Source organism: Microcoleus sp. N3A4, assembly GCF_036701805.1.
Classification (GTDB): domain Bacteria; phylum Cyanobacteriota; class Cyanobacteriia; order Cyanobacteriales; family Microcoleaceae; genus Microcoleus.
In genome coordinates, this window is the sequence record NZ_JAUBRJ010000085.1 from 20,265 (window position 1) to 30,820 (window position 10,556).

Consider the following 10,556-nt stretch of genomic DNA (forward strand, 5'->3'; position numbering starts at 1 on the left):
GAGTGGATCATTTGTGCTTTTCGAGTCTGTGGAGGGCATAAAGGATAACCCCCAAACTAAAACTTGCTTGAACGATCGCCCCAACGATCAGCGCGATCGCGGCCCCTCGGACTCCCTGTGTCGGAATTAACCAGAAACAAGCGATCGCACAACTCCCCGTTACCAAAACAAACAAAGGCATTTGAACCCGAAAGTATCTAGCCGCCGTCATCCCGTAACCCAAAAAGGAAGAAACATAACCCATACCTGCCGCCACCATCAGCCACGCGAACAAATCTGCTCGATCGGCATATTCCGGTTTATAAAGTAAAGTTAAGATTGGTTTGCCGGCAACAACCGCGACAAAAACGCCTCCCGCACCTAACATCAAGCCAACCCCCACCAGCTTGAGCAAAAGTGTGCCAAAAGCAGTGCTATTTCCCGCTGCATAATATTTTGCCAGTCGCGGACTTGCAGACTCCGCTAGCGCACTCACTACCATCTGCCCAACCACCATCAGGTAAGACATGGCAGCGAAAATGCCCAGTTCGCGTTCGCCCAAATATCGCTCGATAAAGTATCGAGGAATATTAGTATTCAGCGAAATCAACATCATCACAAAACCTAGAGGTAAAGCAAGCCAAACTAACTTGCCCAAAGTTTTTCCATCCCAGCGCGGGTACAAGGGATTTTGACTGTTTGCAGGTTCAGCATCGGCAACTAATAAATCTGCTTCCTCTCTCCCATGCGAGGAATTCTTTAAAATTAATCTACCATTGCGAAGATCCCAGCCGAATAGGACTAAACCCCAGGCAACTGCTAATCCGATCGCTCCCCCTACAACACTCCCAGTCAGGCAAACTCCGATGCCTAAAAGTAACAGCGATAAAGGGCCTTTAATCATCAGGGCGATCGCTATTCTATCCATCCGTTCGTGTTGTTGAATCAGTCCGTAAAACACGTCGCTGATCGACTCGAAGGCCTTCGCCAGTGCGATCGCCAAAATCACCAGCGAAGTCTCCCACCGATATCCAGCTTTGAGCGTAATTCCCGCAATTATCAACAGTGCTAACCCAGTTCCAATTAACCTCAGACCCAGATAATCGCTAAAAACATAGTCCCCTTTCGCGTCCGTCGCTTGGACACCTCGCAGTTGCAGATTAGTAAACATGATAACAGGTGCTGTCACCGCCAAACCCAAGGTAAATTGACCCACCATTTCAGGGCTGCCCAATTTAGCAATCACCACCAACATCCCCCACTGGGAAGCAGCATAAACGAGATTACCCGTGAAAGTCCAGGAAAAATTCCGGCGCAATGTTAGTGGTTTCAACTGTTGCATTAGTAGCTAATTACCTGCTTGCTAGCTGGTGAATTCAAAATCGTGTATTTCCCTAAAAATTCTTAACAAATGCCAGATCAACTTTTAGCAATCTTAGCCCCTATCAATTTCCCTACCGCCGCGCATTCTACAGGCTTCGAGAAAAAGTATCCCTGTCCGTAGACGCACTTCATAGCTTTGAGCTGAGCTATTTGCCATCTCGTTTCTACTCCTGTGGCAATCATGCCCATACCTAACTCCTGAGCGATCGCCATAATTTTATAAAGAATTTCTAAGTTGTCGTTGTTAGCATCCAGCCCGCTGACCAGAGAGCAATCTAGCTTCAAACTGTCGAATTTTCCATATTTAAGTCGCGTCAATTGGTAGAGGTGAGTTAATGATACATCACTGAGACCGCAGTGGTCTATTTGTACTTGCAACCCTAAAGTTTTAAGTTTGAGGAAAACAGACCCAGCCAACTCGGAATTTTCCGTCACAACGTATTCAGGAATTTCTAACCTCAAACTAGAAGCATCGAGATTTGTTTCTTTCAATATTTTGGCAATCGTCTTGATTAAGTCAGCTTGGAAAAACTGTTTGCTAGTCAGATTCACGCTGACTGTTAAAGGAGACTCAAGACCAAATTGCGACTGCCAAATTCGCATCTGGCTGCAAGCTTGTCGCAGTACCCACTCGCCAATAAAAACAATCAAGCCCGTTTCTTCTGCTGCTGGCAGGAATTCGTCAGGCCAAAGCAAACCTCGAGTCGGGTGCTGCCAGCGCAACAGCGCTTCAAAGCCACTAATATTATTAGTTTCCAGAAATACGATCGGCTGATAGTGAATCCGAAACTCCTCATTGGCAAGAGCCACCCGCAAATCATTCTCCAACTGAACAGATGCTGCATTGTTAATCTTTGCCGGAGCGGTTGTTTCTTTGGCTGTATTTGCGTGCAAATTGGCTGTTGAATATCCTGGTACGTACTCAGGGACTAACTGCTGTAGAATTGAGACTATTAAATTGGCATCATTGCGATCGCCCGCTTGACAAAGAGCTTCTACTTCCGGCTGGATATTTTCTTTCACTAGGCGGCTGGCGTTGCCGAGACTCAGAATTTTTTCATGTTTAGTTTTATTGTATTTTTCGCCCGGAATAAACAGTTCTTCAAACAATTTTTCTCCAGGTCGCAGCCCGGTAAACGCGATTTCTATGTCTTTACCTACTTCATATCCTGAAAGCCGAATTAAATCATTTGCCAAATCAACAATTCTGACTGGTCGCCCCATTTCAAGCATGAATACTTCCCCGCCACTGCCGATGATTGCTGCCTGCAAAACGAGTTGAACTGCTTCGGGAATTGTCATGAAATAGCGACAGATATCTGGATGGGTAATTGTGATCGGCCCGCCCTCAGCAATTTGTTGCTTGAAAGTGGGTACGACGCTACCGCGGCTGCCAAGAACATTACCGAAACGAACTACTACAAACGGGTTTTTGGTTTTTTTCGCTGCTTGCAGCACCAGCATTTCGGCAACTCTTTTGCTAGCTCCCATAATGCTAGTTGGATTCACCGCTTTGTCGGTGGAAATCATCACAAAATGTTGCACATTATATTTCAATGCCAGATCCAGCAGATTTTTCGTCCCCCGCACATTGTTAGTAATGGCTTCCGGCGGATTTAATTCCATCATGGGTACGTGTTTGTGAGCCGCCGCATGAAAAATCATGTCTGGTCTGATTTTTTCAAAAACGTATTCTAAGCGATCGATCAAACGAATGTCGGCGATGAAAGCTGTCAGGCGAGTAATATCTGTTTGGGTTTTGCTTGTCTTTTTGATCTCGTACAGGACTTTTGTTAGTTCTTGTTGAATGTTGAATACAGAATTTTCTCCGTGTCCGACGACGATGATTTCGGCTGGCTCGCACTTTAATATTTGCCGGCAAAGTTCGCTGCCGATGGAACCGCCTGCACCAGTAATTAGAACTTTCTTGCCTCCAATCAATCCCAAGACTTTCTGGATATTAGTTTCGATGGGGGTGCGGCGCAGCAAGTCCTCAATCTGTACTTCTCTGAGGCTACCTAAACTGACGCGACCGTTGATGATTTCATTGAGGCCGGGGAGGGTGCTGGTTGGAACTCCAATGGACTGGCAAATTTCTACGATTTCCCTAATCTCTTTTCCCGGAGCTGAGGGGATGGCAATCATGACTTTGCCGATATTTAGCGATCGAACTACTTCGGGAATGCTATAACGATTGCCGACTACAGTCAGTTTGCGAATCCGCTTGGTGATTTTTTTGGGGTCGTCGTCAACGAAAGCGATTGGATCGAGTCCTACCTCCGGACTCCTCTGCATCGTTTGCATCAGAGATGTGCCTGCACTGCCCGCACCGACTATCAGGATGCGATCGCGTTGCTGAACTTTCCACGGTTTTTGGTGCCATCTTTCGAGGGCTGGAATGCTGAAACGAATGGCCGCAACTAACAAAAAGCTGATGATAGCGTCTAGTAGCGGCAGCGATCGCGGCAGATTGCCGATCGGCGAATTATTTAGCTGGTATAGTTGTTGGAACAAGATAATTTCCACTGCTAGGGATATACCTATCAGCATCGCTATTTGTGCCATTTCTTCGAGACCCGCATACTGCCAGTAACGCTTGTAGAAGCCGCCGGCATAAAATACTATAAGTTTGAGTGCTAAAAATAATACTGTAACTACCGCTAGGCTGTGTAGATAGGGAGCCAGAGTCAATGTATCATCTAAACGAATTGCCAAAGCCAATAACGGTGCGATCGCAAAACAAATTGCATCGATCGTCAAAAAATGACGGGTTCTTAATCCCACCAACACTTTACTGAGTTTTTTTATGTTTTTATGCATCACACCCTATTAGACACAAACTTTACCGCAACTAGATATAGTACCTAATGCTGAGGTTTTTTATACCACCCTGCCCGCTGAAGTTCATCAGCCTTTTAATCGGGCATCACTCAATTGATATCATTAAGGCGATTACCAAGAATCTGTCCCGTCTCCTATTTTTTTTTCAGAGATTTTTTATTCAATTTTTAGATATTTTTGCTGCATTTATTTTCTCCTATTACTGGTTCCATCGCTCCTAAATTTATAATTCTTTACTTATTTTTAACAAAAGTATATAATTTTCTCGTTATGGGAGTGCAAACATATTTCTTAAAACCATGACAGTGCTTGACTTAAGTGATAGAATAGACATCCTCAATAATGAGTTTAAAAGCCTAGGGTATTACTGCTTACAAAAAATCATTTTTCGGGAGTAACTGATGGAATCAATAGAAAATGGTATCGAATTTCAGCAATACTGGCAGATTATTAAGCGCAGGTGGCTGCCAGCCTTAGTTGTATTTGCCTCGGTTATTGCACTCGTCAGCTACAGTGCGATCGAGGAAAAGCCCATCTATGAAGCAGAAGGAAAGCTGTTATTTAAGAAAACAACTCCTGGCTCTGCTTTAACAGAATTGGGAAAAGAAATCGGACAGTTGACTCCGGCGGCCGAGCAAAGTAACCCTCTGATTACCGAGATCGAACTAATTCGTTCTCTAGAAAGTGTCGAAAAAACTATAAATAGACTTCAGTTAAAAGACGAAAACAATAATCATCTCAAAACAAAAGATTTTTTGAAAAATCTGACAGTAGCTACTATCCGGGGAGCTGATATTCTCAGCGTTTCATACAAAGACAAAAACCCGAAAGTAGCAGCAGATGTCGTAAAAATTATGATGAATTATTATATTGATAACAATCAAAAAGTCAATCGCCTAGAAGCTGTGTCTGTTCGACAGTTTATTGAAAAAAAACTGCCAAATTCAGACAAAGCTATGCGAAAAGCAGCGGCAGAATTGAGCAAATTTAAAGAAGACAATAAAGTTGTAAATCTTGAAGAAGAAGCTAAATCAGCAGTGGCAGTTATGGCAGAACTAGAAAGTCAAATCGACCAAGCTAAGTCTGATTTTCTCAAGGCAAGTGCTAAGTCTAAAGCATTTGAAAACGAATTACAAATGAATCCCCAGCAAGCATTGACCGCCAGCACTCTCAGCCAATCTAGCACTGTGCAGGAAGCTCTCAAAGAATACAAACAAATAGAGCGACAGTTAGCAATTGAGCAAAATCGCTACCTGGATAATTCGCCTATAATAACTAGGTTAGAAACTAAGAAAGCTACTATGAAAGCTTTATTAGACCAACAAATACAACAAGTTTTAGGCGGGCAACAGCCGTTGCCAAATCAAAGTTTACAGATAGGAGAGGTGAAACCAAAACTGATCGAAGAATTTATCAAGGTAGATGTAGAACACCAGGGTTTGGCTGAGCGAGTTACTATTCTATCAAATGCTCTAGCTGGCTACAAGCAGCGGGTAAAAGCTTTGCCGAAGCTAGAGAAGCAAAAGCGGGAACTTGAAAGGAAACTCCAAGAAGCCGAAGCTGATTATGAAGAATTGCAGAAAAAACTCCAGCAAATTCGGATTACTGAAAATCAGCAAGTGGGGAATGCTCGGATTATCCAAAAGCCGAGTGTTCCGGAAGAACCAGGGCTTTATCGCAAGTATTTATTGCTAGTATCGGGCTGCTTCTTGGGAACTCTGCTGGCCGTAGCTGCGGCGCTGATTTTAGAATCTCAAGATAAGTCTGTGAAAACTATTGAAGAGGCGAGGGAATTGTTTGGATTTACTTTGTTGGGGGTGATTCCTTTCCATAGAAAGTCTGAAAAAAATACTCGGCGCAATTCCCGACCACTTAAGTTGGCTGCACAAGATTTAGAACTATCTTCCCGACAGATTGTTGTTAGAGATACTCCTCATACTTCGAGCAGTGCTGCTTACCGAATGCTTCAGGCAAATCTGAGGTTTCTGAGTTCGGATAAAGAGCTGAAAGTGATTGTTGTCAGTAGTTCGCTACCGCAAGAAGGCAAGTCTACTGTATCGGCTAATTTGGCTGTAGCTATAGCTCAATTAGGACGGAAGGTTTTGCTGGTAGATGCGGATATGCACTGTCCTGTTCAACATCGGATTTGGGAACTTCCCAATCAAGTAGGTTTGAGCAATGTGATAGTCGGACAAGCTGGGTTTGGGGATGCGATCGCCCAAGTTATGGATAATTTAGATGTGCTGACTTGCGGGGTGATTCCGCCTAATCCAATGGCTCTGTTGGACTCGCAGCGGGTCACTTTATTAATTAAGCAATTTTCGGCTAGTTATGATGCAGTGATCGTTGATGCTCCTGCTTTAAATGTTGCTGCTGATGCTCTGATTTTGGGGAATAAAGCAGATGGGATTTTATTGGTAGTGCGACCTGGAGTTCTTCATTCTGGTACTGTGGCTTTTGCGAAAGAGCTGTTGAAGAAATCAAGCCAGCACGTTCTGGGCTTAGTGGTGAATGGAGTAATTCCTAAAAACGAACCGCACAGCCATTACTATTTTACCAATGAATCTTACGCTCAAGAGCAGAGTCCTGGTATCAATAAAAGAACGAATAACCAGTAACCAATAACAACAGTTAACTGTTAACTGTTGACTGACTCAATTGGCAGCCGCACTCCGAAAGTCGAGCCGAGTCCTTCCCCGGGACTTTCGGCCCAGACAGTGCCGCCGTGGATTTCCACGAGATGGCGGACGATCGCCAATCCCAGTCCCAGCCCGCCGTAATTGCGCGTAGAAGTGCTGTCAGCTTGGCGGAAGCGATCGAACACAAACGGCAAAAACTCCTTGCTGATGCCAATTCCCGTATCGCTGACGGCGATCGAAACAGAGTGAACCGGAGACGGGGGAGACAACATGGCATTACCCGCTGTTGCCGGTTCCCCCTCCTCCGAGAGCCTAATTTCCACGCGACCGGACGGCGGCGTAAACTTAATCGCATTCGAGAGCAAATTCCACACCACCTGCTGCAAACGAGTAGCATCGCCCCTCACCGAGCTCACCCCTTCGCCGCAAAAACTCGCCAATTCAATTCCCCTAGCTTCAGCATCAGGGCTGAGCGCTTTCACTGCCGTTTCTACAATCCGCACCAAATCCACCGGGCACAGCTTCAAACACACTTTACCGCTCACAATCCGAGAAACGTCCAGCAAATCCTCAATCATCTGAGTCTGCAACCGCGCGTTTCGCTCAATAGTCTCCAAACCCACAGCCGTTTTTTCGGCACTCAACTGGCGGTGCCGCAGTATCTGGGCCCAGCCCAAAATCGCGTTCAGAGGCGTCCGCAACTCGTGAGAAAGCGTGCCCAAAAACTCGTCTTTAATCCGGTTGGCCTCCGCTGCTTCCCGGTAAAGCCGCGCATTGTCGATCGCCACCGCCGCATCCCGCGCCAAATCCTCCAACAACAGCAAATCCCCCTCCCCGCAGCGGCGGCCGGACTCCCCGCACAGCAGCGAAATCGCTCCCAGCGTCCGCCCGCGAGCGATCAGCGGCACGCAGATTGCCGACAGCGCCTGAGATCGCAGCACGAACAGCAGTTCCCTGTCGGGCACAACCGCCTCGATCACCCAGTCCGGTATTTCTGGGTAGAGCTTCGACTCCCCAGTCCGCAGCACCTTTGCTACTCCGTGCCGTCCCTGGGGGTCTAGCGGCAAGCGCCGATCGATTTGCCACAGCAGAGCGACTTTGCTCGGATCTGAGTGAGCAACTGCTTGCAAGCGGATCGAGCCGTCCGTATCGACCAAATGCACGCAGCACCAATCCCCCAGCCCCGGTACTGTTAAATCTGCCAAACCTTGCAGCGCCTCCTCGTAATCGAGGGAAGCCGACGACAGCAAAGCCAAAGCTCGAGCGCGAAAATAGGCTGTTTGGGCCGATCGCTGGCGATCGTCAATATCCGTACAAGTCCCGAACCATTTGAGAATTTTCCCTTCAGCGTCCCGCACGGGCAATGCCCTGCCCAGATGCCAGCGGTAAGCCCCGTCAGATGCCCGTTTAAAGCGGTATTCCACCTCGTAAGTCATCCCCGTCTGTACGGAGGTATTCCAGCGTTCTACAGAATCTTCCACGTCATCTGGATGCAGGGCTAGCTGCCACCCCCAGCCTTGAGTTTCCTCCAGCGTCAAGCCAGTATATTCAAACCAGCGTTGGTTGTAGTAGTCCAGCCAGCCGTCGGCTGTGGCAGTCCAAACTATTTGCGGGATGGCTTCAGCGAGGACGCGGTACAACTGTTCGCTGGCTTCGGCTTCGCGGCGGGCGGCCTGTTCCCGCGCCAAGGCTAGATTCCGCTGTTCTTCGGCCTCTTTGCGATCGCTGATGTCGCTAATCACGCCGATCCACTTGCAGGGATTGCCTTGTTTGTCAAGCACTGCTTTGCCCCGATCGATCCAGTGGAGCAAGCCGCCCCGCTGGCACTGAACGCGGTATTCCTGAAAAAATGGGGCGGCAGAACTGTCTGGCGCGCTCAAATACCGATCGATCGCAGCCAGGACTCGATCGCGGTCGATCGGGTGCAAGATACTGTTCCAAGCTGCTCTCGTCCTCGGAAATCCGCCTTTTTCGTACTCCAAATGTTCGTCTACGTGACCGAACCACAGCACGATCCCGGTTTCGATATCCCATTCGTAAATCAAATCGCTGGCACTTTCTGCAGCAATCCGAAACCGCTCTTCAGACTGTCGCAGCACTTCCAGAAATTTAAAGCGTTCCGTCACGTCCAAAACCAGAGACAGCACCGATATCAACTGTCCCGAATCGCTGTAAAAAGCGGAATTGTACCACTCGCAGTGCACCAGCGAACCGGACTTATTATAATTGCTGTTGCGAACTACATTGCAGCGATCGCGTGGGTTTTTTAAACTATAAATAGCCGATTGCACATCTTCAAAATCGCCCTGAGAAATAAAGTTACATTCGCTAAAATGCTTGCCTAAAACTTCTGTTGCCTTCCACCCAAAAATCTTCTGGGCCGCCGGCGACCACCCGCCGATCCGAAAGTTTTCATCCCACTCAATCACCGCTAGGGGCGTATTTTCAAAATGAGAAGTGAGTTTTTGCAGCGCCTCGCGCAGGGATGCTTCTACTTGCTTGCGCCCAGTAATATCGCTAAAAGAAATAGCAATGCCGTCGCCCAATTTAACGGTCATAATCCGAAACCAGCCGACAATGCCGTCGCTGTTGTAATAAATCTCGGTATCCAGGGTAATTCCTGTTTCTACAACTTGCACGAAACGGTCGAACAAACCGCTATCTTTATGACCTGACCGCACTTCTAGCAATCGCTTGCCGATTAATTCTTCAGGGGTACTCTGCTGAATTTTTGCCGCTGCGGGATTGACGTATTCCCATTCAAAATCCACAATTGTCGATTCGTCGCGAATGCTGCGGAACAGGTTAAATCCGTCTAGAGATAGTTCCTGAAAAACGCGGAAGCGTTCTTCGCTTTCTTGCAGCTTGCCTACAGTGTCAAGCAAGAGTTCCTCGACTCGCTCGCGCTGCGTTATTTCTGCGAGCAATTGCTGGTTAATTTGCTGGAGTTCGGTTGTGGAGGAGCGGACGGAATTTATAATAGCAGATCCGCCTTGCAGCCGATCGACCTTTTCAGTTCCCAGCACTGTATTTGTTGCAAAAGAGGCCGCCCCAGCCAACGTCAACACTTGAGAAACCCCCGGTATCAGTTCCGCGACAGCCCACAGAGAGATGACAGCAGTAACGGCCGCGATCGAACTTGACAGCCAGTAGCTGGGATGCACCAGCATCCAAACTTGCATCAAGTGAGTTGTCCCGCCGCAGAAAAACCAGGTTCCCAATAGGAGAAACCCTTTGCTCAAAGGCACGTCCCGCTGCTTCCGGGCAAAGTATGTCAGAATCGCTGGAATTGAGTAATAAGCCAAGGCAATTAACAAATCGCTGACCGCGTGCAGTCCCATCAACTGGGGTGGCCACTGGCAACATTCACCTTGCGGAATAAAATTGTGGTTAAATGACATAATCTTTAAGAAATTGCAACATTTCGGCTTTCCTGTGCGATCGATCGTACTTGCACTTGTGTTGCTGACCCGCTAATTCCTAGTTTATAGCTTGTAAAAGTATAGTCATTTATCTATGACAATGGGAGGCATTAAGTCCCTCCCCTTTCTTTTTTACTTCGAGCGGATTGACCCGCCTTGGCTGAACTACGCAGCTCCCTATCCCATTGCTGAACACATTTGGGATTGCTTTTCGCACAATAATTAAAGTCAGTGAAGGAGTCGCCTCCTCCACTGCTCTCCAAAACGGAACGTGATAGTTTCCCATCATTCC

At 47.2% G+C, this 10,556-nt stretch carries 4 protein-coding genes and 1 pseudogene; 1 reads left to right on the top strand and 4 read right to left on the bottom strand.

Annotated features, from left to right (window positions below; translation table 11 throughout):
- Positions 1-7 precede the first annotated feature (7 nt).
- Both QUA56_RS31785 and QUA56_RS31790 read right to left on the bottom strand, forming a co-directional pair.
- A complete protein-coding gene (locus tag QUA56_RS31785; protein WP_333366527.1) occupies positions 8-1,312 on the bottom strand; it encodes an oligosaccharide flippase family protein in 1,305 nt (434 codons plus the stop codon).
- Between the two features lie 86 nt (positions 1,313-1,398).
- A complete protein-coding gene (locus QUA56_RS31790; RefSeq protein ID WP_333366530.1) occupies positions 1,399-4,146 on the bottom strand; it encodes a polysaccharide biosynthesis protein in 2,748 nt (915 codons plus the stop codon).
- Between the two features lie 458 nt (positions 4,147-4,604).
- Here QUA56_RS31790 and QUA56_RS31795 point away from each other — a divergent pair, with 458 nt between their 5' ends.
- Positions 4,605-6,821: a polysaccharide biosynthesis tyrosine autokinase gene (locus QUA56_RS31795; RefSeq protein ID WP_333366532.1), complete on the top strand. Its 2,217-nt coding sequence runs from the start codon at positions 4,605-4,607 to the stop codon at positions 6,819-6,821.
- A 20-nt stretch (positions 6,822-6,841) separates the two neighbouring features.
- On the opposite strand, the gene QUA56_RS31800 is transcribed toward QUA56_RS31795, so the two are convergent.
- Positions 6,842-10,243, bottom strand: coding sequence for a PAS domain S-box protein (locus QUA56_RS31800; RefSeq protein WP_333366534.1), 3,402 nt, complete (start codon positions 10,241-10,243; stop codon positions 6,842-6,844).
- Between the two features lie 109 nt (positions 10,244-10,352).
- A pseudogene (locus QUA56_RS31805) lies at positions 10,353-10,484 on the bottom strand (RNA-guided endonuclease TnpB family protein); the annotation flags it as partial.
- Positions 10,485-10,556: the final 72 nt, after the last annotated feature.